The sequence below is a fragment of the Campylobacter sp. RM12654 genome (genome assembly GCF_020137585.1).
In the GTDB taxonomy this organism is placed as follows: Bacteria; Campylobacterota; Campylobacteria; order Campylobacterales; family Campylobacteraceae; genus Campylobacter_E.
Map to the genome: position 1 here is coordinate 1 of NZ_JACGAR010000021.1, position 25,051 is coordinate 25,051.

Annotated in this window: 25 protein-coding genes and 1 pseudogene; 20 read left to right on the top strand and 6 right to left on the bottom strand. The window is 28.8% G+C overall.

Annotated elements, in window-relative coordinates:
* Positions 1-45: 45 nt before the first annotated feature.
* Positions 46-2,565 (bottom strand): YhdP family protein, encoded by a 2,520-nt coding sequence (locus AVBRAN12654_RS07295; RefSeq protein WP_336614216.1) that lies wholly within the window; start codon positions 2,563-2,565, stop codon positions 46-48.
* Between AVBRAN12654_RS07295 and mltG the strand changes: the two genes are divergently transcribed.
* The 9 genes from mltG (at position 2,462) to AVBRAN12654_RS07340 (ending at position 12,388) form a co-directional block, all read left to right on the top strand.
* On the top strand, positions 2,462-3,460 hold the full coding sequence (gene mltG / locus AVBRAN12654_RS07300) for an endolytic transglycosylase MltG (protein ID WP_442862320.1): 999 nt from the start codon (positions 2,462-2,464) through the stop codon (positions 3,458-3,460). The two genes, AVBRAN12654_RS07295 and mltG, sit on opposite strands and share 104 nt — an antisense overlap.
* A gap of 81 nt (positions 3,461-3,541) precedes the next feature.
* Complete coding sequence (locus AVBRAN12654_RS07305; RefSeq protein ID WP_214118502.1) at positions 3,542-5,716, top strand: NADP-dependent isocitrate dehydrogenase; 2,175 nt, start codon at positions 3,542-3,544, stop codon at positions 5,714-5,716.
* A 9-nt stretch (positions 5,717-5,725) separates the two neighbouring features.
* Positions 5,726-6,889 (top strand): ADP-forming succinate--CoA ligase subunit beta, encoded by a 1,164-nt coding sequence (gene sucC / locus AVBRAN12654_RS07310; protein ID WP_214118504.1) that lies wholly within the window; start codon positions 5,726-5,728, stop codon positions 6,887-6,889.
* Positions 6,890-6,898: 9 nt separating this feature from the next.
* The gene (sucD, locus tag AVBRAN12654_RS07315; protein ID WP_214118506.1) at positions 6,899-7,768 is read left to right on the top strand and encodes a succinate--CoA ligase subunit alpha; all 870 of its coding nucleotides are present in this window, start codon (positions 6,899-6,901) and stop codon (positions 7,766-7,768) included.
* A gap of 37 nt (positions 7,769-7,805) precedes the next feature.
* Positions 7,806-8,114, top strand: a complete 309-nt coding sequence (locus AVBRAN12654_RS07320) for a 4Fe-4S binding protein (RefSeq protein ID WP_214118508.1) — start codon at positions 7,806-7,808, stop codon at positions 8,112-8,114.
* Between the two features lie 2 nt (positions 8,115-8,116).
* The gene (locus AVBRAN12654_RS07325) at positions 8,117-9,241 is read left to right on the top strand and encodes a 2-oxoglutarate synthase subunit alpha (RefSeq protein ID WP_214120442.1); all 1,125 of its coding nucleotides are present in this window, start codon (positions 8,117-8,119) and stop codon (positions 9,239-9,241) included.
* Positions 9,241-10,095, top strand: coding sequence for a 2-oxoglutarate ferredoxin oxidoreductase subunit beta (locus AVBRAN12654_RS07330; RefSeq protein WP_214118511.1), 855 nt, complete (start codon positions 9,241-9,243; stop codon positions 10,093-10,095). Before AVBRAN12654_RS07325 ends, AVBRAN12654_RS07330 begins: the two co-directional genes overlap by 1 nt.
* Positions 10,092-10,664: a 2-oxoacid:acceptor oxidoreductase family protein gene (locus tag AVBRAN12654_RS07335; protein WP_214118513.1), complete on the top strand. Its 573-nt coding sequence runs from the start codon at positions 10,092-10,094 to the stop codon at positions 10,662-10,664. Before AVBRAN12654_RS07330 ends, AVBRAN12654_RS07335 begins: the two co-directional genes overlap by 4 nt.
* A gap of 140 nt (positions 10,665-10,804) precedes the next feature.
* Positions 10,805-12,388 (top strand): DASS family sodium-coupled anion symporter, encoded by a 1,584-nt coding sequence (locus tag AVBRAN12654_RS07340; protein ID WP_214120443.1) that lies wholly within the window; start codon positions 10,805-10,807, stop codon positions 12,386-12,388.
* Positions 12,389-12,440: 52 nt separating this feature from the next.
* On the opposite strand, the gene AVBRAN12654_RS07345 is transcribed toward AVBRAN12654_RS07340, so the two are convergent.
* Together AVBRAN12654_RS07345 and AVBRAN12654_RS07350 are read right to left on the bottom strand one after the other, a co-directional pair.
* Entirely contained in the window at positions 12,441-12,755 is a 315-nt protein-coding gene (locus AVBRAN12654_RS07345; RefSeq protein WP_214120444.1) for a hypothetical protein, read from the bottom strand.
* 9 nt (positions 12,756-12,764) lie between these two features.
* A complete protein-coding gene (locus tag AVBRAN12654_RS07350; RefSeq protein ID WP_239803667.1) occupies positions 12,765-13,115 on the bottom strand; it encodes a hypothetical protein in 351 nt (116 codons plus the stop codon).
* A gap of 144 nt (positions 13,116-13,259) precedes the next feature.
* On the opposite strand from AVBRAN12654_RS07350, the gene AVBRAN12654_RS07355 reads away from it, so the two are divergent.
* Both AVBRAN12654_RS07355 and AVBRAN12654_RS07360 read left to right on the top strand, forming a co-directional pair.
* Positions 13,260-13,751 carry a flavodoxin domain-containing protein gene (locus tag AVBRAN12654_RS07355; protein ID WP_214120445.1) on the top strand — a complete coding sequence of 164 codons (492 nt, stop codon included), beginning with the start codon at positions 13,260-13,262 and terminating at the stop codon, positions 13,749-13,751.
* A gap of 30 nt (positions 13,752-13,781) precedes the next feature.
* Positions 13,782-14,714, top strand: a complete 933-nt coding sequence (locus AVBRAN12654_RS07360) for a hypothetical protein (RefSeq protein WP_336614218.1) — start codon at positions 13,782-13,784, stop codon at positions 14,712-14,714.
* A gap of 31 nt (positions 14,715-14,745) precedes the next feature.
* Here AVBRAN12654_RS07360 and AVBRAN12654_RS07365 read toward each other — a convergent pair whose 3' ends face one another.
* Positions 14,746-15,675 (bottom strand): ribose-phosphate pyrophosphokinase, encoded by a 930-nt coding sequence (locus AVBRAN12654_RS07365; protein ID WP_214118527.1) that lies wholly within the window; start codon positions 15,673-15,675, stop codon positions 14,746-14,748.
* 181 nt (positions 15,676-15,856) lie between these two features.
* On the opposite strand from AVBRAN12654_RS07365, the gene AVBRAN12654_RS07370 reads away from it, so the two are divergent.
* The 9 genes and pseudogenes from AVBRAN12654_RS07370 (at position 15,857) to AVBRAN12654_RS07405 (ending at position 22,958) form a co-directional block, all read left to right on the top strand.
* On the top strand, positions 15,857-17,521 hold the full coding sequence (locus AVBRAN12654_RS07370) for a lactate permease LctP family transporter (protein WP_250325176.1): 1,665 nt from the start codon (positions 15,857-15,859) through the stop codon (positions 17,519-17,521).
* Positions 17,522-17,523: 2 nt separating this feature from the next.
* Positions 17,524-18,465 carry a DMT family transporter gene (locus AVBRAN12654_RS07375; protein ID WP_336614219.1) on the top strand — a complete coding sequence of 314 codons (942 nt, stop codon included), beginning with the start codon at positions 17,524-17,526 and terminating at the stop codon, positions 18,463-18,465.
* Positions 18,462-19,346 (top strand): 3-deoxy-8-phosphooctulonate synthase, encoded by an 885-nt coding sequence (gene kdsA, locus AVBRAN12654_RS07380; protein ID WP_214120573.1) that lies wholly within the window; start codon positions 18,462-18,464, stop codon positions 19,344-19,346. The genes AVBRAN12654_RS07375 and kdsA overlap by 4 nt, the downstream gene beginning before the upstream one ends.
* Before the next feature lie 2 nt (positions 19,347-19,348).
* Complete coding sequence (gene ribH / locus AVBRAN12654_RS07385; protein ID WP_214118534.1) at positions 19,349-19,819, top strand: 6,7-dimethyl-8-ribityllumazine synthase; 471 nt, start codon at positions 19,349-19,351, stop codon at positions 19,817-19,819.
* Positions 19,809-20,195: a transcription antitermination factor NusB gene (gene nusB, locus AVBRAN12654_RS07390; protein WP_214120575.1), complete on the top strand. Its 387-nt coding sequence runs from the start codon at positions 19,809-19,811 to the stop codon at positions 20,193-20,195. Before ribH ends, nusB begins: the two co-directional genes overlap by 11 nt.
* A 150-nt stretch (positions 20,196-20,345) precedes the next feature.
* Positions 20,346-20,438, top strand: a pseudogene (ccoS, locus tag AVBRAN12654_RS09585) (cbb3-type cytochrome oxidase assembly protein CcoS); the annotation flags it as partial.
* Between the two features lie 81 nt (positions 20,439-20,519).
* Entirely contained in the window at positions 20,520-21,029 is a 510-nt protein-coding gene (locus tag AVBRAN12654_RS07395) for an HAD family hydrolase (protein ID WP_214150611.1), read from the top strand.
* Positions 21,026-22,405, top strand: a complete 1,380-nt coding sequence (rfaE2, locus tag AVBRAN12654_RS07400; RefSeq protein ID WP_336614220.1) for a D-glycero-beta-D-manno-heptose 1-phosphate adenylyltransferase — start codon at positions 21,026-21,028, stop codon at positions 22,403-22,405. Before AVBRAN12654_RS07395 ends, rfaE2 begins: the two co-directional genes overlap by 4 nt.
* Positions 22,395-22,958 (top strand): D-sedoheptulose-7-phosphate isomerase, encoded by a 564-nt coding sequence (locus AVBRAN12654_RS07405; protein ID WP_214118550.1) that lies wholly within the window; start codon positions 22,395-22,397, stop codon positions 22,956-22,958. The genes rfaE2 and AVBRAN12654_RS07405 overlap by 11 nt, the downstream gene beginning before the upstream one ends.
* A 16-nt stretch (positions 22,959-22,974) precedes the next feature.
* Here the strand turns inward: AVBRAN12654_RS07405 and AVBRAN12654_RS07410 are convergent, their stop codons facing one another.
* Both AVBRAN12654_RS07410 and nusA read right to left on the bottom strand, forming a co-directional pair.
* Positions 22,975-23,958 carry a pyridoxal phosphate-dependent aminotransferase gene (locus AVBRAN12654_RS07410; protein WP_214120365.1) on the bottom strand — a complete coding sequence of 328 codons (984 nt, stop codon included), beginning with the start codon at positions 23,956-23,958 and terminating at the stop codon, positions 22,975-22,977.
* Positions 23,955-25,049, bottom strand: a complete 1,095-nt coding sequence (gene nusA / locus AVBRAN12654_RS07415; RefSeq protein ID WP_214118554.1) for a transcription termination factor NusA — start codon at positions 25,047-25,049, stop codon at positions 23,955-23,957. The genes AVBRAN12654_RS07410 and nusA overlap by 4 nt, the downstream gene beginning before the upstream one ends.
* Positions 25,050-25,051 lie beyond the last annotated feature (2 nt).

Here is a 25,051-nt window from a genome sequence, read left to right on the forward strand (position 1 = left end):
GTTTGATATTGTTTTGGTTAATTAGAACTTGAGTAGTTCTAATTTTTATCTATCTATTATATTTTTAGGTAGAGTGATGATATTTTTCATAAGTATAAAAGGACTTGTTAATATATCTTTAGCTAGGCTAGTTTTATATTCAAGATTGTCTAAACTACCGCTAATTTTTAATTGAGTAGCTATTTTATTATCCTTACCGCCTATAAATATTTCTTTTACGATAGGAATATTGCTTATGATTTTATTTGTATTTTTTAGAGTAAAAATATTAAGAGTAATATCTGCTGTTTTTGATTTTGTATTAATAATGCCTTGACCGCTACAATCTATGTTGTAACCTAAAATATTAACCTTATCAATATTTATAATGTCATTTTTATTTCTAAATTCAATTGAGCCAAATTTTATCCCTAAACCTTTTTTTGTAAAACCCGGTTTATTAAAAGTTACTAAAGCCGGTATGCTTTCTATAAATGCGATTAGATTTATGTAGTTTTTAGTATTTGATAAATAGGCATTTCTTATATTAATTAAGCCTTCATAATCACTTAAAGTATTGCCTTTTGCATCTAAATCAATTTCTCCACTTATAAAAACTTCTTTATTTACGATTTCATTTAGTGCTTGATGGCTTAGTTCTCTTAGGTAGGCTTTAAAATTGTTTTTTCCTATTTGGGCTATCAAATCTCCACCTTTAATAAAACTTGCACTGATTGAAGTTTCATAAGGATTTTTATTCAGTTTTAAATTCTTGAAATTAAATAAAAAATCTTTATAAATAATCTTAGAATTTAATAAATTAAGAGCTATATTATTATTGCTATCATTATTTTCATCATTATTTAATTTATTTGCGTCTATTATTAGATTATTTAGATTAATAGTTGTTTTATTGTTTTGAGAATTTAAATTAATAAGATTGCTTTTGGTATTTATTGTGGTTATGTTGTTTTGAATACTTATATAAAAGTCATCTTGAGTATATTTATAATTATTATCTAAATTATTTGGATTATTTTTATATAAATTAAAATCAAATTTAGCATTAAATATATTTACAAAAAATGCCCCATCTTTACTACTTAATTCAATATCTCCATCATTAAAATTTAATTTTTTAAGTTGCTTTGAATAACTAACAATACTTGAAATATCGCTTTTTATAAGTAAATTTTTATCAAAATATATTGTGGTATTCAATGCCGGAAAATCTAAAGTTTTATTATTTAGATTTAAATTCATTTTTGCTTTATCGCTGTAATAAAAATAATCTTTATAATCAATTCCTAAAGTCTTTATATTTACACTTGCTAATTTGGTTTTGGTATCTAAATTTATATCCGCATTGCTTATTTTTAATTCTTTTGTATCTGCATTACCTTGAATTGCTACTAAATTATCATTTACACTTATATTTAAATTAGCGTTAAAGTTAAAATTACTAAAAGAATAATTTCCATTGGTTTTAACATCTACTTTTACATTGTGAGTATGGTCGTTATTTAGTTTTATATTAACTAAGGTGCTTGTTTTACCACTATTTTGCTTTAACCCTAAAACAACATTATAAGCATTTAGTATTTTTTCTATTTCACTATTGTAAAGTGTATTATTTGAGATGATATTTATATCAATATTTGGCTTTAATAAATTATCTATTGTTAAATTAAATTCATCAATAGTCGTGATATTGTCTTGAGAATTTAAATTATTTGCTAATAGCTTTAAACTATAATCTTTTAAGCTTAATTTAACTTCTTTTGCATAAGCATTTGGTGCTTTATCATTATAATTTGCAATTACATTTGTAAAAATGCCTTCTCCTAAGGTATTTTCTAGTTGATTATTTTTTATTTTTACAATAAAGCTACCTTTAAAATTATCAAATTTTACTCTAGTTATTAGCCATTCTTTTAGTATTGGTTTTAAATAATTTTCAATATGTTTAAATGCTTCTTGTTGATTTTTAATCTCTAAATTATCAACGCCTAATAAAAAATCATTTTTTGTATTTATTATATTTATTTTTGCGTTTAAATCATTGTTTATAGAGTGTAAATATCCTTTAATTTCAACATCTTTAGCTATTTTTATATCTCCATAAAAATATAAGTTTTTATATTTTAGATTTGTTATGTTTGCTAAAAGCTCATTTGAGTATAGATTTATTTTTATATTTGCTTCAATATCATCTGATTGGATATTCAATTGGTTTTCATCATAATATATTTTTACTAAAGCATCATTTATTTGAATATTTTTTATATTAATACTTTGAAAAAACAAAAATACTTGTTTGTATTCTTTAAGGCTTAATATTTTTTTTCTAATTTGATTTATATCTAGCACTTCGTTGCTATTTGCTTTTTTTATATAAACTTTATTTATATTTAAGATTAGTTTTTTATCAAGTTTCAAATAAAGCTCAGAGATTTCAATATTAATTAATTTAAAATCCTTAATTGAAATTCCGTTGGCTAATACAAATACAAAGGCGATTATTAAGAATATGAATATAAAAAGAATTTTAATTATTTTATTTATGTGTTTTGATGTTTTAAGCATTTTTGTCCTAGCGATTTTGTTTTACTTATTGCAGCCTGTTAAGTCAAATTCCGTTGTATTTATACCACAAGGCTCTAATGCTAAAATTATAACAAGTTTAAATAACACTAAATTGCAATTTAGCAAAATAGACCAATATTTGTTATTATTTTTTGGACACCCGCAAAGTGGTTGGATAGCAGTATCTAAACCTATTTTAACAAGATATGAATTTTTAAAAGAGCTAACTACAAATAAAGCTGCGTTAGTTAATCTTACTTTAATTCCAGGTGAAACAAGTGAATATTTTTTAAGAGAAATTGCAGCAAAAAAACTTAATTTAAATCCTGATAAATTATTAGATGAATTATATTCTCAATCAAGTAGAAAAGAAGGTATGCTAACTCCTGATACTTATTCAATTCCATTAGGAATTAGTGAAAGATTGTTTATAAAATATTTATTAGAATTTACAAAAAAAAGAAACGAAACAATTAGTAAAAAAGTGTTTGGAGATTATACTGAATATAAATTTTATAGATTTATTATAGTAGCTAGTATTATTCAAAAAGAAGCTGCTAATGAAAGCGAAATGCCTATTGTAGCGAGTGTTATTTATAATAGATTAAATAAAGGTATGAAACTACAAATGGATGGAATGCTAAATTATGGTATGAATTCTCACATAAAAGTAACTCCACAAATGATTAGAGAAGATAATTCAGAATTTAATTCTTATAAAAATTCTGGTTTACCAAGTGTTTCAATTTGTAACGTTTCTACACAAGCAATTTTGGCAGCAATTTCTCCAGCTAAGACAAATTATTTATATTTTATGAGAGATAAAAGGACTGGTACACATAGGTTTAATACAACTTTAGCAGCTCACGAAAAAGAAATAGAAAGGCAAAGATAAGAGTAATTTAATTTTTTTTGATTTACTCTTTTTTAACTTAGCAGTTATACATTCATCTAAAATTTAATTAAAGGAGTTACGATGAGTATTGTATATACTTTCACAGATGAATCGCCAGCGTTGGCAACTTTAAGTTTTTTACCAATTGCAAAGGCTTTTTTAAAGCATGCAAATATTGAAATCACTACAGCTGATATTTCATTGGCAGCAAGAATAGTTTCTAGTTTTCCAGAGTGTTTAAAAGATGAGCAAAAGTGTGAAGATGCACTTGCAAAACTTGGTGAATTAGTAAAACTTGATGGAGCAAATGTAATTAAAACTCCAAATATTTCTGCTTCTATTCCGCAACTTAAGGCTTGCATAAAAGAATTACAATCAAAAGGATATAATGTTCCAAATTATCCAGATGAACCACAAAATGATAGCGAAAAAGCAATCAAAGAAAAATATGCAAAAGTTTTAGGTTCTGCTGTAAATCCTGTTTTAAGACAAGGAAACTCAGATAGAAGAAGCACAAAAGCTGTAAAAGAATACGCAAAAGCAAATCCATATAGAACAAAAACCTTTAGTAAAGATAGTAAAAGTTGTGTAACTTGTATGAGTAGCGATGACTTTTTCTCTAATGAAAAGGCAACTTTAATCAAAGAAAATGGCACTGCTAAATTATATAAAGTTGTAAATGGGGCTAAAACTGAGCTAAAATCTTTTGATGTTGTAAAAGATGAAGTAATGGACGCGACTTTTATGAATGTTGCAAAACTAGATGAGTTTTATGAAAAACAAATCAATCACTGCAAACAAGAAAATATTTTATTCTCGCTTCATTTAAAAGCAACTATGATGAAAGTAAGTGACCCTGTATTATTTGCTCACGCTTTAAAAGTTTATTTTAAAGATTTATTTGCTGAATTTGGCGATGAGTTTGCAAATCTAGGCATTAATCCAAACAATGGTTTAAGTGAGCTTTTAAGTAAGGTTGAAAACTCAAGCAAAAAAGATTTAATCCTAAAAAGATACGAAGAAATATTAAATACAAGAGCACCAATTTCAATGGTTAATTCTGATAAAGGTATTACTAATCTTCATGTTCCAAGTGATGTAATTGTAGATGCTTCAATGCCTGCAATGCTTAAAAATGGTGCTAAATTATGGGATAAAAATGGTGCAGAAATGGATACAAATGCTGTTATTCCTGATCAAACATATGCAACAATTTATCAAGCAGTTTTAGATGATATGAGAGCTAATGGAAGTATTAATCCAAGTGTGGTTGGTTCGGTTAGCAATGTTGGTTTAATGGCTAAAAAAGCTCAAGAATATGGCTCTCATGATAAAACTTTCATAGCTGATTGCGACGCTACTTATCAAATAGAGTTAAATGGCGAAGTTTTATTATCACATGAAGTTAAAAAGGGTGATATTTATAGAATTAATTTAGCAAAACCTGATGCAATAGCAAACTGGATAAAACTTGCAAAACAAAGATGTGAATTAAGTGGCGAGCAAGGAATTTTCTGGCTTGATAGCAAAAGAGCAAGTGATAGAATAATCATTGATTTAGTTAAAAAAGAATTAGGAGAAACTTTCTTAATCTTAAGCCCTTATGAAGCTTGCAAAAAAAGTTTAGAAATTATTAGAAGTGGTAAAAATTGTATATCAATTACAGGTAATGTTTTAAGAGATTATTTAACAGACCTTTTCCCAATACTTGAATTAGGAACAAGTGCGAAAATGCTTTCAATAGTTCCAATGCTAAATGGCGGAGCTATGTTTGAAACAGGTGCGGGTGGTTCTGCTCCAAAACAAGTTGAGCAAGTTGTATTAGAAAATCACTTAAGATGGGATAGTTTAGGCGAGTTTTTAGCTCTTCAAAGCTCACTTGAATTTGAAGGAAACAAAGGCAATGCAAAAGCAAAAGTTATGGCAGAAGCTTTTGATGAAGCAATATCTCATTATTTAAATGAAAATAAAGCTCCAAGTAGAAATGCGAAAGAAAACGATAATAGAACAAGTCATGTATATTTTGCAATATATTTAGCGAATGCACTTGCTAAGCAAAATAATGATGAAAGTATGAATAAGTTTTTTAAAGTTATTGCTGATAAACTTAATTCAAATTCTTCTAAAATCATTGAAGAATATATGAATGAAGAAGGTAAAGCAGTTGAATTAGGTGGATATTATGTTTTAGGCGAAGTAGCTGAAAAGATAATGAGACCAAGTGTTACATTTAATGAAATTTTAAAATCAATTTAAGGAGAAAATATGAATATACACGAATATCAAGCAAAAGAAATTTTTGCTAAATTTGGTGTGCCTACTTTAAAAGGTAAGGTTGCATTTAGTGTTGAAGAAGCTGTTGCAAACGCAAAAGAATTAGGCGGAAGTGTTTGGGCTGTAAAAGCTCAAATCCACGCTGGTGGTCGTGGTTTAGGTGGCGGTGTAAAAATCGCTAAGAATTTAGATGAAGTTAAAATGTATGCTGAAAAAATATTAGGTATGAACCTTGTAACTCATCAAACAGGACCAGAAGGAAAACTTGTTAGAAAACTTTATATTGAAAGTGGTGCAAATATTGCTAAAGAATATTATTTAGCACTATTATTTAATAGAATGGAAGAAAAAATCACAATCATTGCTTCAAGTGAAGGTGGTATGGATATAGAAAAAGTTGCAGCAGAGCAACCTGAAAAAATAGCAAAAGTTACAATTGACCCTGCAATTGGCTTTAAAATGTTTCACGGACTTGAAGTAGTAAAAGTTTTAGGTCTAAATAAAGATGAAGGTAAAAAATTAATAACATTTATAGATAAATTATATAAATTATATTTAGCAAAAGATGCAAATTTAGTAGAAATTAATCCATTAATCAAAACTGCAGAAGGCGAGTTTTTCGCACTTGATGCTAAGATGAGTTTTGATGATAGTGGTCTTTATAGAAATCCAGATATTGCAGAATTAAAAGATGAAACAGAAGAAAACCCAGCAGAACTAGAAGCTAGTAAATATGGTTTAAGTTATGTAAAACTTGATGGCGATGTGGCTTGTATGGTAAATGGTGCAGGTCTTGCAATGGCTACAATGGATATTATTAATTATAGTGGCTGCAAACCAGCAAACTTCTTAGATGTTGGTGGTGGAGCAAGTGCTGAAACCGTTGCAAAAGCATTTGAGATTATTATGAGAGATAAGAATGTAAAAGTAATTTTCATAAATATTTTTGGTGGTATCGTAAGATGTGATAGAATTGCAAATGGTGTTTTAGAAGCTACAAAAACAACTAAAATTGATATTCCTGTAGTAGTTCGCTTAGATGGAACAAACGCTAAAGAAGCAAAAGAAATTCTAGATAATTCAGGTCTTAAAAATATTCACGCAGCAACAGATTTTGCAAATGGTGCTGAAATTGTAAAAAGCTTAGTAAAGTAAGGAGAAAAAATGAGTATATTAGTAAATAAAAATACAAAAGTAATAGTTCAAGGCTTTACAGGTAAAGAAGCTACATTTCACGCAGAACAATGTATTGCTTATGGCACAAATATAGTTGGTGGTGTAACTCCATTTAAAGGTGGAGAAACTCATTTAGGAAAGCCTGTATTTGATACAGTTAAAGAAGCAGTTAGTAAAACTGGTGCTGATACAAGTTTAATTTTCGTTCCTCCTTTTGCTGTTGGAGATAGTATCATTGAAGCTGCTGATGCAGGAATTAAACTTGCAGTAGTAATCACAGAACATACTCCTGTAAAAGATATGATGTTCGCAAAAGCTTATGCAAATAAAAAAGGTATGAAAATCATTGGACCAAACTGCCCAGGAATTATCACTGCAGATGAATGTAAATTAGGAATTATGCCAGGCTTTATATTTAAAAAAGGAAATATCGGTGTAATTTCTAAAAGTGGAACTTTAACTTATGAAGCAGCAAATCAAGTTGTTTTAGGCGGTTATGGAATTACAACTGCAGTTGGAATTGGAGGAGACCCAATCATAGGTCTTGCTTATAAAGAATTATTAGCCGAATTTGAAAAAGATAGCGAAACTAAAGCTATAGTTATGATAGGTGAAATTGGTGGAAGCTTAGAAGTTGAAGCTGCTAAATTTATAAAAGAAAATATCACAAAACCTGTTGTAGCATTTATAGCAGGTGCAACTGCTCCAAAAGGTAAAAGAATGGGTCACGCAGGTGCTATTGTAGGAAGTGCTGATGAAAGTGCTGCTGCTAAAAAAGAAGCTTTAAAAAGCTATGGTGTTCATGTAGTTGATTCTCCTGCAGATATCGGTAAAAAAATCAAAGAAATTTTAAAATAATTAAAGCCTAGATAATCTAGGCTTAGAAAGGTTAAAAATGGAAAATAATAATAATGCACCTGTATGGGTGGATGAAAAAAGATGTAAAGCCTGTAATATATGCGTAAGCTATTGTCCTATGGGCGTTATTGCTATGAGAGATGAACCAAGTGCTGTTTTAGGTCAAATGATTGAAGTAGTTAATCCAGAATCATGCATAGGTTGTAGAGATTGTGAAACTCATTGTCCTGATTTTGCGATTAATGTTGCAGATGCTAAAGGCTTTAAATTTGCAAAACCTACTCAAGAAGGTAAAGATAGAGCGGCTGCAATTAAAGCTAACAATTTTAAAAAGTTAAAGGCGTAAAGATGAGAGAAATAATATCAACAGGAAATAATTTAATAGCTCAAGCTGCAATTGATTGTGGTTGTTCTTTTTTTGGTGGTTATCCAATAACTCCTAGTAGTGAGATAGCTCATGAATTAAGCCATATGCTACCAAAAGCTGGTGGAACATTTATTCAAATGGAAGATGAAATAAGTGGAATTAGCGTTGCATTAGGTGCGGCTATGAGTGGTGCAAAAGCAATGACTGCAAGTAGTGGTCCTGGAATTAGCTTAAAAGCAGAACAAATAGGGCTTGCATACATAGCTGAAATTCCAATCGTAATAGTAAATGTTATGCGTGGTGGTCCATCAACTGGTCTTCCAACTCGTGTTGCTCAAGGTGATTTATTTCAAGCGAAAGCTCCAAGCCATGGAGATATAGCAAGTATTGCTATTGCACCTGCTAGTCTTGAAGAAAGCTATAATCTAACAATAACAGCATTTAATTATGCTAATAAATATTCAACTCCAGTATTTTTATTAATGGATGAAACGGTTGGACATATGAATGGTAAAGCAATTTTACCTGATGTAAAAGATTTAAAAATAGAACCACGCCGTGAATTTACAGGAGACCCAAAAGATTATAAGCCTTATAAGGCTGATATGGATGAACCTGCTACATTAAATCCATTCTTTAAAGGCTATCGTTATCATATAGCTGGTCTTCATCACGGAGATATAGGTTTTCCAACTGAAGATGGCAAAATAGTTGATTATAATATGAGAAGATTAGTTGGTAAGATTAAAAATAAAGTAGATGAATTAGCACTTTATGAAGAATATATGTTAGATGATGCTGATATTTGCATTATTGCTTACGGAAGCGTTGCTCGTGCTGCAAAAGAAGCAATTGCAAGACTTAGAGCGCAAGGATTGAAAGTAGGTTTATTTAGACCAATTACTTTATATCCAGTTCATGAGAAAAAAATAGCGCAAGTTTGCTCAAGATTTAAGAAAATTTTAGTAACAGAATTAAATATGGGACAATATTTAGAAGAAATTCAAAGAGCAAGTAAGAGAGATGATTTTGCTAGCTTACATAGAGCTAATGGTCGTCCAATAACTCCAAGTGAAATTGAAGCAAAAGTAAAGGAGAGTTTCTAATGGCTTTTAATTATGATGATTATTTAAGAGTAGATAAAATGCCTACTCAGTGGTGCTGGGGATGTGGTGATGGTGTTGTTTTAAAATGTATTATTAAAGCAATTGCAAAAATGGGTTGGAATATGGATGATGTTTGCGTAGTTAGTGGTATTGGCTGTAGTGGTCGTATGAGCTCATATGTAAATTGCAATACCGTTCATACAACTCATGGTCGTGCATTAGCTTATGCAACTGGTATTAAATTAGCTAATCCAACTAAACATGTAATAGTTGTAACAGGTGATGGCGATACAACTGCAATTGGTGGTAATCATTTAATCCATGCTGCAAGAAGAAATATTGATTTAACTCATATTATGATTAATAACTTTATATATGGACTTACAAATTCTCAAACAAGCCCAATGACCCCACAAGGATTTTACACGGTTACAGCTCAATTTGGTAATATTGACCCTACATTTGATGCTTGCGAATTAGTAAAAGCAGCTGGAGCTAGTTTTATAGCTCGTGGTAATGTAATTGATGCAGCTAAACTTGAAAATATGATTTATAAAGCAATGGCTCATGAAGGATATAGTTTTATTGATTGCTTTAGTAACTGCCATATTAATTTAGGTCGTAAAAATAAAATGGGCGAAGCTGTTCAAATGCTTGATTGGATAAGTAATCGTTCTGTTGAAAAATCTAAATTTGATAAATTAAGCGATGAAGAAAAAGTTGATAAATTCCCAGTTGGAATTTTATATGAAAATAAAACTAAACCTGAATATTGCAAAGCTTATGAAGAAGTTCGCCGTGCTGCTAAAGAAGGTAGAATGGTTAATTTAAATGCTTTAGGGGGTGCTAAATGAAATTCCAATTAAGATTTGGTGGAGAAGGCGGTCAAGGCGTAATTACCGCTGGTGAGATTTTAGCAGCTGCTTGGATGGAAAAGGGTGGAAGTAGTAAAAAAGGTGCTTATGCTATAAAAGCTAGCACATATACTTCTCAAGTTCGTGGTGGTCCAACTAAGGTTGATATTATTTTAGATGATGAAGAAATATTATTTCCTTATGCAGTTGAAGGCGAAATTACTTTTATGCTTTCAACTGCTCAAAAAGGCTATTCTGGTTTTAAAGATGGTGTTTGTGAAGGTGGAATAATAGTAGTTGAGCCAAATCTAGTAAAACCAAGTGAAGAAGATAGAAAGAAATTTAAAATATTTGAAATTCCAATCATTACAATAGCTAAAGATGAAGTTGGCAATGTGGCTACTCAATCAGTTGTTGCGCTTGCAATTGCGGTATATATGAGCAAATGTATGGATACTGATGTTGTAAAAGAAGTTATGTTAAGTCATGTGCCACCAAAAACTCGTGATGCAAATGCTAAGGCTTATGATTTAGGTATAAAATACGCTAAAAAAGCTTTAGGAGAATAATTTTAAGCCCTTTATAGGGCTTAAATATTAATTATTTAATAAAAATTTAATATTAATCTTTAAATTATTAAAAAATATACTTTATTTTTCTTTTTAATAAATTCTTATTATAATTACTTACTTTTTGAAAAGGAGATGTTATGACTAAGGATAAAATTCCTTTAGCTATTTTATGTATATTAATAGCTATTTCATTTGTATTTATTCCGGTTCCTGAAAGTCTAATTTCTATTAAACAAGCTGCTTTATTAAAGGCTCATTCTGATTTTTCAGAACAAAAATTATTAGAATTAAGCTTATTTGATGCAAGACTTTCTTGGATATATTTAGGTTGTTTTATAGCTACTGTTTTATGTATTATTTTAAAAGTAATGCCACTTGGTGCAGTTAGCTTAATATCTATTGCTTTTATAGCAATTTCCACAATTAGTGTTAGCGCTGATATTAGTGGAGCTGCTAGAAGTAAGGCTGCTATTAAAGATGCTTTAAGTGCATTTTCTAATAGCTTAATATGGCTTATTGTAATATCTATTATGCTCGCTCGTGGTATTATCAAAACTGGTCTTGGAAGAAGATTAGCATTTTATTTTTTAAGCATATTTGGTAAAAAAACTTTAGGTATAGGATATTCAATTGCTTTAAGCGAAGTGTTTTTAGCTCCAATTACTCCATCAAATACTGCAAGGGGCGGTGGTATAATTAATCCAATAGTTCAATCAATTGCTAAAGCTCTAGGTTCAGAGCCAAATAATGGCAGTGCAAATAAAGCAGGAACATATCTTAGCCTTGTAAATTATCAATCAAATCCAATTACATCTGCTATGTTTATTACCGCAACTGCACCAAATCCATTGGTAGTAAAGCTAATTTCAGATGCAACTAATGCAAATATTAGTATTACTTGGGGGCAATGGGCTTTAGGAATGTTTGTTCCTGGAATGTGCGCGATATTGCTTATGCCATTAGTGATTTATTTTTTAAGTCCACCTGAACTTAAAGAAACACCTGATGCAAGAGAATTAGCTAAAAAAGAATTAGCTGCTATGGGTAAATTTAGCTTAGATGAAAAAATTATGCTTAGTATTTTTGGATTGTGCTTATTCTTATGGGCTGGAATGCCTAGTAATTTTGCTAATTGGTTTGGCTTTAGCGAATATGCAAAGGCTTTAACATTTGATCCTGCTAGCGTGGCAGCTTTAGGACTTGCAATTGCGCTTTTAACTGGTGTTTTAAAATACGATGAATTATTAGCAGAAAAGACAGCTTGGGATACATTAGTATGGTTTGCTGCTTTAATTATGCTTGCTACTATGCTTGATAAATTAGGTTTAGCTGCATTTTTAGGACAAGAGTTAAAAATGGCAGCTTCATCTTTAGGGCTTAGTGTAACTTTTGTAATGATATTTTTTACTTTAGCGTTTTTGTATTCGCACTATTTTTTCGCAAGCACAACAGCTCATATTTCAGCAATGTTTTTAGTATTTTATAAAACAGGGCTTGATTTAGGAGCACCACCTATGCTATATGCTTTTATGTTAGCAGCTGCAGGAAATATTATGATGGCACTTACGCATTATGCTACAGGGACTGCTCCTGTTGTATTTGGTAGTGGTTATGTTAGTCTTAATAAATGGTGGATAGTAGGGTTTATTGTAAGTGTTATTGATATAGCAGTTATGATTTGTGTTGGCTTGGTATGGTGGAAGATATTAGGCTTTTATTGATTTAAGAATTTGAAATAGGAAATTCCTATTTCAAATTCTAAACACAAAATTATCAATAAACTTCCACATATACCATACCATCATCAGTATATCTTGCACTATAATCAAACCAATTTTCAGCACTTTGTTTTGTGTCTTTATTTGTCATTTTCATCTCAGCTTTACATCTAATTAGTTTTTTTTCTTTATCTATTTTTTCAGTCATAAATCCAGAATACGAAATATCTAATGAAGAAATATTAGGAACTTGTTTTTTAACAATTTGAGTAACAACATCAGTTACTTCTTTATCATCACAACTAGGTATAGAACCACAACCTATACAAAATGCACTAACCACAATTAAAGAAAAATATATTTTTTTCACGATATATCCTTATATAATTTGTAAAATTTGTTGATAATTGTATTGTCTAACTTTTTTGCCAATATTTATAATATCAATAATCCACCATATAATTCCTATTGCAAACATACAAGTAATGAATTTGAGTATAAAAATAAGTATGCCTAAACCAATAGAGCCAAGATAAAATCTATCTACATAAAACATAGCACATATAATTCCAGTAGTAGGATTTTTAAGCTTTGCAGCAAGTAGTTTGTCTGAAAAGTTTTTTCTTTCAGCATCGTTCATTCTCTCTAACTTTTCTCTTAAATTAATTACAGCCATTCCGTCTTTTGGCAACTTGTCTTGAATACTCATTAAAATACTATTCGTATCCATTTACACTCCTTAATAAAAAATTAAAGCCATATAATACCCCCCCCCCAATCTTAAAAGTAGCTTAAAATAATTTTAAAATATTTAAAACAAAAATTATCTTATTTAGGCTACAATGAAACTACATTTTAATTTTAAGGAGAAGTTATGAAAAAAGTTGGTATTTTTTATGCTACAAAAGGTGGTACTACTAAAGCTTTTGCAGAGCAAATCGCAGCAAAAATTGGTGCTGATGTTATAAATATTAAAGATGTTGAAATAAACGCATTATCAGAATATAAAACTTTAATCTTAATGAGTTCAAGCTATTTTTTTGGTGCTTTGGCTGATGATTGGGGAAGTAAAGTAAAATTATTAAATACTATTGATTTTAGCGATAAAAATGTAGCTATCGTAGGTGTTGGCGGACAAGAAAGACATCCTGATAGTTTTTGCTCTGGCGTAGCTGATTTTTATGATAAATTAGCTTTTAGTGGAGCAAGATTTATAGGCGAAGTTTGCTCAAGTGATTATAACTACACATTCTCAAGATTACAATTTGGAAAAGCTTTAAGAGGACTTTGCCTTGATAAAGCTGATGGAGATAAAAACGAAGCAAGAATTAATGCTTGGGTTGAAAATATTAAAAAATATTTATAATTTTAAGGAAGCCAAGCTTCCTTTTTAGTAATGTTGGCATTTTTTAAACACTTATATTTAATATTTATTTTTAGACTTTGTTATGATAAAAAAGCTAATTTTTTATTATTTTTATTTCAATTAGTTTCAGCGTTTTTTGTTTTTGTAACTTTTTTTATAATAATTTTTTATAGTTTGGAATATATAAGCGATCATACAAAAAATCTTAATGAACTTAAAAAGGCTGAAGGTGTATTGTATGATATAGAAAAGATAGTTTATAAGAAAATATTTAGGAGTAGAACTGATTACATAATATGGCATTATAAAATGATTGATAATAATAAAAATCACAAAACTTTTATAGCAAGAGAAGATAAAAGTTATGCAAAAAATCTCATAGGGCAAAAAGTAGCTATTTACTATGTTCCTAGCGTATTTTATCCAGAAATAAGGCAATTAGAATCAAATGGCTTTATTTATGAGCGATACAAAGTAAGAGATAATTATGAAGATTTAGAATATATTTTCCCATTTTTTATGTTTTTTGCGAGTATATTTTATATGCTAAATATTAAAGGTAAATACCCTAATGATTATGAATTACCATTACTTAAACATAGTATAAGGCTAAAGACTTTTAATAAATATTTTTTGATTTTATTAATTTGGTTTATTTTTATAATTGCAGTGTTTAAATATAGTGATGAAATTATTATAATGTATTTTTTAATTATTTTAAATCCTATAATTACGCTAGTTTTTGAGCTAAAATTTAATTTAATCAAAATTAATTTTTATGATGATTTTTTAGAATTTGAATATGGATTTTTCTTATTTAAAGTCAAGTATAAGAAAATAAAATATATAGATTATCAAGGAATTTATATTCAAACTAAATATATTAATTTTATTATTAATACAAATAAATTGAGCGAAGATGATTTGGATTATTTAGCTATAAGTTTAAAAAATAATTCCTAATTAATTAAATTAGGAATTATGAAAAATTTAATTATGAAAATAAACCATTAACACTTTCATTATGATAAACACGGCGAATAACTTCCCCAAATAAAGGTGCAACACTTAAAACTGTTATTTTTTTACATTCTTTTGCTAGTGGTATAGTATCAGTTACTATTAACTCATCTAAAGCACCATTTTCTATTCTATCATAAGCAGCTCCACTTAAAACAGGATGAGTACAGCAAGCAATTACACTTTTAGCTCCTAATTTTTTAAACACTTCAGCAGCTTTAACAATAGTTCCTGCAGTATCAATCATATCATCAACTATAATTACATCTTTACCATTTACATCGCCAATTACATTCATAACTTCGCTTTCATTAGCTTTTTCACGGCGTTTATCAACAATAACAAGTTCTAAATCTAGTGCTTTTGCAACAGCTCTTGCACGAACAATTCCGCCTGTATCAGGACTTGCAACTACTGCTTTACTTAAATCTCTTTGTTTTAAATGTTCGTTAAAAATAATACTTCCGTATAAATTATCAACAGGGATATTAAAAAATCCTTGAATTTGACCTGCATGTAAATCAATAGTAGCTACACGGCTAATTCCTGCAGTTTGCATTAAATCAGCTACTAATTTTGCACTAATTGGAACTCTAGGAGCTGCTTTTCTATCTTGTCTAGCATATCCAAAATAAGGAATTACAGCAGTGATTGAATTAGCTGAACTTCTTTTTAATGCGTCAGTTAATATTAATAATTCCATTAAATTATCATTCGCTGGTGCGCAAGTGCTTTGGATAATAAATACATCTTTACCACGCACACTTTCTCCAATTTGAACGCTAATTTCTCCATCACTAAAACGCTTAACTCCAGCATCGCTTAATTTACAATCTAATCTTTGAGCGACTTTATTGGCAAATTGAATATTTGCAGAACCCGAAAAAATGGTATAACCTCTCATAAAATAACCTTTCTAAATTAATAAAATGAGCTATTATATCTTAAAAAACTTATTTGTAAATTTGTTACAAAAAGTAACATATTGTTAAAAATATTACGATTATTCTTAATCTTGTTGTTATTATATGCTAAATTCAGCATTTAAAATTAAAATATTAAAATCTTATCACGAAAGGAAAATTATGGAATTTACACCTAATTTTAACCCACTTGGCAACATTTGGTTAAGTGCATTTGTAGCATTTTTACCTATACTTTGCTTTTTTCTTTGTCTAGTGGTTTTTAAGACAAAAGGTTATGTGGCAGGTTTTTTAACTGTTGTTACAGCCATTCTTGTTGCAGTTTTTGCTTATAAAATGCCGTTAAATGCTGCATTTGCTAGTATTATAGTAGGTTTTACTACTGGTATTTGGCCTATTGCTTGGATTATAATAGCAGCTATTTTTCTTTATAAGCTTTCGATTAAATCAGGTCAATTTGAAGTAATTAAACAAAGTATTATGACAATTACGCCTGATCACCGTATTCAAGTAATCATCATTGGATTTTGTTTTGGAGCATTCTTAGAAGGTGCTATTGGATTTGGTGGACCTGTTGCAATTACTGCTGCTTTACTTGTTGGTTTAGGTCTTAGACCATTACAAGCAGCTGGATATTGTATGATAGCAAACACAGCTCCTGTTGCATTTGGTGCTATTGGTATTCCAATTATTGCAATGGCTCAAGCTGTTGGAATACAACAATATGAAGTTGCTGCTATGGTTGGTAGAATTTTACCTCCGTTTAGTTTTTGTATTCCATTTTTTATAGTATTTTTAATGGATGGTATGAAAGGTATTAAAGAAACTTTCCCTATTGTATTTGTTGCAGCTATTTCTTTTGCTATAGCACAATTTTTATCAGCAAACTTCTTAGGTGCTGAATTACCTGATATTATTTCAGCTATTGTTTCTTTAGTAGCTACTGCTGTTGCTGCAAAAACATTTAAACTTAAAAATATTGTAAGATTTGATGATAAAAAAGATTTTAGCGATGTAAAAACTTTAAGCATCAAAGAAATTGTTTATGCTTGGTCACCTTTCTTATTATTAATTGTATTTGTTGTTATATGGACTCAAGGTTGGTTTAAATCATTATTTGGAACTGATGCAGCTTTAGCATTTACAAATCTTAAATTATCATTTGCTAGTTTAGGTGATTTAGCAGTTATTAAACCATCACTTGTAGAAGGTGGAAAAGCAGGAACTCAACCTTTAGGACTAGGAATTCCATTAATCAACACTCCAGGAACAGCTATTTTATTTGCTGCAATTGCAAGTATATATATTTTAAAAGTAAAAGCTAGCGATGCTAAAGTATGCTTTAATGATACTTTAAGAGAAATGGCGTTTCCTATTTTAACTATTGGTTTAGTTGTTGGTTTTGCAAAAATTACTGATTATAGTGGAGCTAGTGGAACATTAGGAATTGCATTATCACAAACTGGTGGAGCATTTACATTCTTCTCTCCTGTAATTGGTTGGATTGGAGTATTCTTAACAGGTTCTGATACAAGTGCAAACCTTTTATTTGGTTCTTTACAACAAGTTACAGCTCATCAATTAGGCTTTTCTGACACATTATTCTTAGCAGCAAATAGTGCAGGTGGTGTTGTTGGTAAAATGATATCTCCACAAAGTATTGCAGTTGCTTGTGCTGCTGTTGGCCTTGTAGGACGCGAGAGTGAGTTGTTTAAATACACAGTTAAATACTCAATAGCTATGATAATAATTATAGGAATTTGGGTAAGCTTAATTGCATATTTTATGCCTGGAATTATACCACCTAGTATTCCTTTAGCTAAATAATTATGCTTAGTTTAAAAAGGTTAATTAAAAAAAATCTAGGAATATATTTTATGGTTATTGCTAGTTTTGCATTTGCACTCATGGGGTGCTGTGCAAAACTACTTGCAAATACTATGCCTAGTGTAGAAATAATGTTTTTTAGAAATGTTATTGGAGTTATTTTTATAGCTTATTTGATTTATAAAATTCCACACAAAAAATCAGGTGGTAAATTCTCTTTATTGTTTTTTCGTGGTTTAATAGGAACTATTTCTTTATATTTTTTCTTTTATAATGTCGCTAATATTTCTTTAGGCGGTGCTTTTGCTTTTCAAAAAACAAATCCACTTTTTGTAGCATTAATTGCATTTTTGTTTTTTAAAGAGCAGTTAGGATTTAAAAGTATTTTATATTTATTATTAGCTTTTGGTGGTGTAATGCTGATAATTCAACCATTTGCACCTGAACATTTACATAGTGGTTTTGATATTAAAAACTCAATTTTAGGTGTTTTAAGTGGTTTAACAGCAGCACTTGCTTTAGCAAGTGCTAGGGAATTAGGAAAGTTTTACAATACTGAAGTTATAGCATCAAGTTTTTTTATACTAGGAACAATTTTACCTATATTATCTATGCTAGGCGGAGAGTATTTAAATGAGAGTATTATTAGGCATTTTGATTTTGCTTTTGCTACATTTGTAATGCCTGTTGGATATAAAATATGGACTTTAATTATTTTAATGGGCTCTTTATCGATTCTATACCAAATATATGTAACAAAAGCCTATAAAGCAGCTAAAAAGGCTGGGGTTGTAGCTGGAGTTGGATATATTGATGTTGTATTTACTTTATTTTTAGGAATACTTTTAGGAGATGATTTACCAAGTTTTGTAGTTTTAACAGGTATAATCTGCGTTTTAATAGGTGGTATAGGAATAAGTTTAAGTAAGGATAATAAAAAATGAGAAAAATAATATTATTTGCAGGACCTTGCGTTATAGAAAGTCCTGAAATTGTTACAGAAGTTGCAAAAAGATTAGAAAAAATTGCAAAACATCCACAAATTGATTTTTATTTTAAATCAAGTTTTGATAAAGCAAATCGCACAAGTTTAGATAGTTTTAGAGGACCTGGACTTGAAAAAGGTTTGCAGATTTTAGCTGATATAAAATCTAAATTTGGATATAAAATAATTACAGATATTCACGAGAGTTATCAAGCTGAAATTGCAGCTCAAGTTGTTGATACTCTTCAAATTCCAGCTTTTTTATGCAGACAAACTGATTTATTAGTTGCAGCTGCTAAAACTAAAGCTATTATAAATATCAAAAAAGGTCAATTTTTAAACCCAAGTGATATGAAATATAGCGTAGCAAAAGTAGCACAGACTAGAGGGTATGATTATAAAACTAATGATGAAAGTTTTTTTGCTTGCTCTGATATTGGAGAATTATCATTTAAAGATTTAAAAGATGAAGATTTTTCAAAAGCTCATCAAATGGCAAGAGAAGCTGGTGTTTTAGCAGTTGAGCGTGGAACTAGTCTTGGATATGGGAATTTAGTTGTTGATATGAGATCTCTTAAAATTATGAGAAATTTCGCACCTGTTATATTTGATGCTACACATAGCGTTCAAATGCCTGGAGCAGCAGGTGGTAAGAGTGGTGGAGATAGCTCTTTTGTATTGCCTTTAGCAAGAGCTGCTGCTGGAGTTGGCGTTGATGGATTTTTCTTTGAAACACATTTTAATCCGTGTGAAGCTTTATGCGATGGACCTAATATGGTAGCTACTAGCAAATTAGAAGAGAAAATTAATTTATTATTGAAAATATTAAATAAGGAATAAGTATGAATATTATTGAAGGACAATTAAAATTAAATGGTAATGAGAAATTTGCCATAATAAATGCTAGATTTAATAGTTTTATAACTGATAAATTAGTTGAAGGTGCTAAAGATGCTTTTGTTCGTTTTGGTGGAAATGAAAAGAATTTAGATTTAATTTTAGTTCCTGGTGCTTTTGAATTACCTTATGCTTTAAAACAAGCAGTGAAGAAAAATTATGATGGAATAGTGGTTTTAGGTGCTGTTATTCGTGGAGATACCCCACATTTTGATTATGTATCAGCAGAATGCACTAAGGGTGTTGCAGCTATAACTTTAGCAAATGATACTCCAATTAGTTTTGGTGTTCTTACAACAAACACTACAGAGCAAGCTATGGATAGAGCAGGAATTAAAAGTGGCAATAAAGGTTATGAAGCTATGGTAACTACTATTGAAATGCTAAATTTACAAAGAGTTCAAAATGGCAACTAGACATCAAGCTAGAAAAACGGTTGTAAGTTTATTGTATTCATTTGATTATGTTCAAAATAGTGAGCATGTAAATGATTATTTAGAAGAGCATAAAATAAGAAATGCTATTCGTGAATGGGCTTTAGAATTATTTAACGGCGTTCAAGCAAATCTATTAAAAATAGATGAATGTTTAAAAGGTATTTTAGAAAGCAATGAAGTTAGTAATTTAGGTGGTATGGAAAAAGCTATTTTAAGACTTGGTGTTTATGAATTGCTTTTTACAAAAACAGATAAAGCTGTTGTTATAAATGAAGCTATTGAACTAGCTAAAGAATATGCAAGTGATAATGCACCTAAGCTTATTAATGGTGTATTAGATAAAGTTAGAAATTAATTTTAAATTAGCTAATATTTTTTATATTAGCTAATTACTCGTTGAATATTTTAATAGATATTTTTATATTTCATTTTCCAAATTAAATTCCTAATAGTTTTATGATATTTATTAAAATAATCAAAAAGGATAAATATGGAAAATGTTTTAATGCTAATGATAGGGGTATCAATATTATTAGCTTTTATAGTAATCATTGCCTTTATTTGGGGTTTTAAAAATAAACAATTTACCGAAAATAATGGCTTTTTAGAATTAAATGATAGTGAAGAAGCATTAAATGATGCAATTATTTTAGAACAAAGAAAAATGGAATTAAAAAATATGAAAAAAGCTTTATTTTTAGATAGAGATGGGGTAATTAATAAGGATTTTTCTTATGTTTATGAATTAGAAAAATTAGTATTTATGCCTAATATTTTTGAGATAGTTAAATTCTTTCAAGATAAAGATTATTTGATTTTTATAATTACAAATCAAAGTGGAGTAGGGCGTGGGTATTTTACAAAAGAGCAAATGGATATTTTTAATGAAGCAATTTTAAATGAGTTTAAAAATCATAAAATTAATATAAGTAAAATTTATTCTTGTTTGCATATACCTAGTGATAATTGTGAATGTAGAAAACCAAAAGCTGGTCTTATTTTACAAGCAGCTAAAGAATTTAATTTAGATTTATTTAATTCAATTTTTATAGGCGATAAAGTAAGTGATATGCAAGCGGCTATAAATGCAAATATTAATAATCGTTATTTGTTTAATGAAGATTTAAAAGAATTTGAATATTGTAAAAAAGTGAATAATTTATTAGATATAAAAAAGGACTATGAATGAAAAATATTAAAGCTTTAGTAATTGGAGATTTAATACACGATATTTATGTTTTCGCAAATTGCACTAGAATTAGTCCAGAAGCACCAGTTCCAGTAATCACTCCTAAAAGTGAGAAAAAAGTCTTAGGTGGTATGGCAAATGTTGCTAATAATCTTGCAAAATTAGGTGCAAATGTTAGTATTTTAAGTGTAATTGGAGATGATGATAGTGCTAGATTTATTGAAAGTGAATTGCAAAAACAAAATATAACTTGCCATATAATTAAGCAAAAAGATAGAAAAACTTCTACAAAAACTCGTATTTTTGGCTCAAATCAACAAATAGTTAGAATAGATGTAGAAAGCACAGAGCAAATTAGCGATAAATTAGCTGATGAATTATTTGATAAAATACGCAATGATAAATATGATGTAATTATTTTTAGTGATTATGATAAAGGAGTTGTTAGTCCTTATTTAGCACAAAAAATAATTAAATTTGCAAAAGATAGTAATACTTTAAGTCTAGCAGACCCTAAGAAAGATTTTTATAAGTTTAAAGGTATAGATTTAATAACACCTAATTACAAAGAAGCTTGTGAATTTTTAGGTAATTTTAATGAATATGATGATGGTATATTATTAAAATCATTAGAAAAATTACAAAAAGAATTGGATTTAAAAATACCATTAATTACTTTAGGTAGCAATGGAATTGCTGCTGTTTATGATAACAAATTAAATCGCCATTATGCTTTAGCTAAAGAAGTTTTTGATGTAACCGGTGCTGGAGATAGCGTGATTTCATCATTATCATTTTTCTTAGCGAATGATTTTAATATTAGTAAAAGTATAGATTTAGCTAATAAAGCTGCTGCTATTGTTGTAGGTAAGATAGGGGCTGTTAGCGTAGGGCTTGATGAGATTATAAATTTTGATAATGAATTTTATAAATTTAAAAATATAGATGAGATTAAACAACTTAGTAAAGGTAAAAAAATAGTTTTTACCAATGGCTGTTTTGATATTTTACATTACGGGCATCTTAGTTATTTAAGAGCAGCTAAGGAGTTAGGAGATATTTTAGTTGTCGGTTTAAATTCTGATGAAAGTATTAAGAGATTAAAAGGTGAAAATAGACCAATTAATAATATAATGACTAGAAAAGCTATGATGTGTGCTTTAGAATTTGTAGATTATGTTTGTGAATTTAGTGAAGATACGCCAATTAATTTAATTAAAACTTTAGAGCCTGATATATTGGTAAAAGGTGCTGATTATGAAGGAAAAGAAGTTGTTGGCTCATCATATGCAAAAGAAGTAAAATTAATAGAATTTAAAACAGGATATTCAACCACAAATATTATAGAAAAAATAAAGGAGTTATATGTTAAATAAATTAAAAAATGAGTTAAACGAGCACAAAAAAGCTTATGATAATATTAATGAAGAGTATTTAAAAGATATTATTCAAGTAGCTGATATTATAAAAAAAGCTTTGGAAAATGGTAAAAAATTATTGATTTTTGGCAATGGTGGTAGTGCTGCAGATGCTCAACATTTTGCAGCCGAACTTAGTGGAAGATATAAATGTGAGCGTAATGGTCTTAGTGCTATTGCACTTAGCACAGATACTTCAGCACTAACTGCAATCGGTAATGATTATGGCTATGAATATGTGTTTAGTAGGCAAGTAAATGCTATTGCTAAAAGTGAAGATATAGTGTTTGGTATAAGCACTAGCGGGACTAGTAAAAATGTTATTTTAGCACTTGAAGAAGCTAGAAAAATTGGTTGCAAATGCGTTTTATTGGCTAGTGAAAAATTAGAAAATAGTCCGTATTTTGCCCTAAAAGCACCTAGTAAGGATACGCCAAGAATACAAGAAATTCATATTTTCACAATACATTGTATTTGTGAAATACTGGATAATTATTTTAAAGATAAATAAAGTTTGAGCTTAAAGCTCAAACTAAATTATGATTTTTAGCTAGCCTTAATGCTTTTGTAAATTCTTTTAATTGTTTAATATTTCCTATGCTAATTCTATTTAATAAAGGATAATTATCTATAGCTCTTCCAACTATTATCCCGCATTCTTTCATAAAATCAGCGTATTTTGTGCTTTTAATTTCGTGTAAAATAAAGTTAGTATGAGATTTAAAATATTTTATATTTAAAGTTTCAAATTCATTTTCTAATAAAGCTTTATTATCGTTAATAATTTTTCTTGTAGTTTTTACAAAGTTATTTTGTTTTAGGGCAAAAATCGCACACTCTAAAGCAAAAGCATTAATAGCATCAGGACTAAAAAAATCTTTTAAAATCGTTATTAATTTATTATGAGCTATCCCATATCCAACTCTTAAACCTGCTAATGAATACATTTTAGAAAATGTTCTAATATGTAAAATATTTGGATTTTTTGCAAATTCTAAACTATAAAAATCATCAGCAAATTCACAATAAGCCTCATCTAAAAGCATATATACATTATCTTTACAAATTGAGTTTAATTCATTTAAATCTTTCTTGCTTAGCATTAGGCCTGTTGGATTGTTTGGATTTACAATATAGATTATATTTATTTTATTTGGGATTATTTTTATTTTATTTATATCAAAATTAAACTCACTATCTAAATAAAACCCATCAATACTATAACCTATATTTTTAGCATAATAAAGTGTTAAGTCAAAAGTAGGTAATGGTGATATTAAATGAACATTAGAATTTGAATATTTATAAAATGTTAAAAGGCTCATATAAATAACATTACTTGAGCCATTACCTAGAACAAAATTATCACTTTTTAAATTATAAAAATTAGCTAATCCATCTAATAATTTATAATTTTTATCAAAAGAATACTTATTAAATTCAATACTATTAATTATCTCTTTAATATCTAAAGTATTACAAGTATTTTCGTTTTTGCTTAAATCAATCATATATTTTTAAATAGATTTTCAAGATTTGCTTTTGCTTCTTCTGAGCTTATATGATTTTCTGCTTCAGTACCAACTTCAATTAATTCAATATTAAGTCCTGTTAGCATATTACATAACCTAATATTAATTCCTTGCTTACCTATAGCTTTACTTTTTTGGTCGTGATTTATTACAACCTTAGCTATGTCGTTATCAATCGTAACTGAATTAATAATTGCAGGTGCTAAAGCACGAGAAACTACAATAGCTTGTTCGTTAGAATACTCTATACAATCTATATTTTCGCCATTTAATTCTTTACTAATAGCATTAATTCTAACACCTTTTGTTCCAACGCTAGCACCTACAGCGTCAATATTGATTGAGTTAGCTTTTAATAAAACTTTAGCTCTTTCGCCAGGAATTCTAGCGCAATTAATAATTTCTATAGCTCCATCTTTAATCTCTGGAACTTCAAGCATTAAAAGTGCATTTAAAAATTTAGGAGAAGTTCTTGAAATTTCAACTTTTAAGCCTAGTTTTTTATCAACACTAACTTTTCTAATAACAGCTTTTAATACATCACCAACTTTAAATTTTTCGCCTTTTATACGATTTTTTCTAGGTAATACTGCTCTAATTTCATCAAATTCTATGAAAGTATTTTCATCATTATCAACAAATACTACCGTTCCAAAAATTAATCTATCAACCATACTTTGGTATTTTTCAAATAATTTTTCTTCTACAAGTCTTTGCACATTATATTCTAATTCTTTATAAAGCCAATTTATTGCAGTTCTATCAAGATTTGCAAAAGATATTTCATATTTTAAAGTATCTCCGATTTCTACTTCACTTGATTCTAATTTTGCTTTATCAAGGCTAATATATTTACTTTCATTATTAGCTAATTCATCATTATTTGCAACAACTACTAGATTTTGATATACACAAAGAGTTTTTTTAACATCTACACTAAATTCTTTATCATCACCAAAAAGTCTTTTAGCAGTATTTGTAATAGCTTTTACTACACGCTCACTTACTTCTTCTATTGGCAATGATTTCTCATTCGCAATTGATTCTATTATATCTACTATTCTTTCCAAGA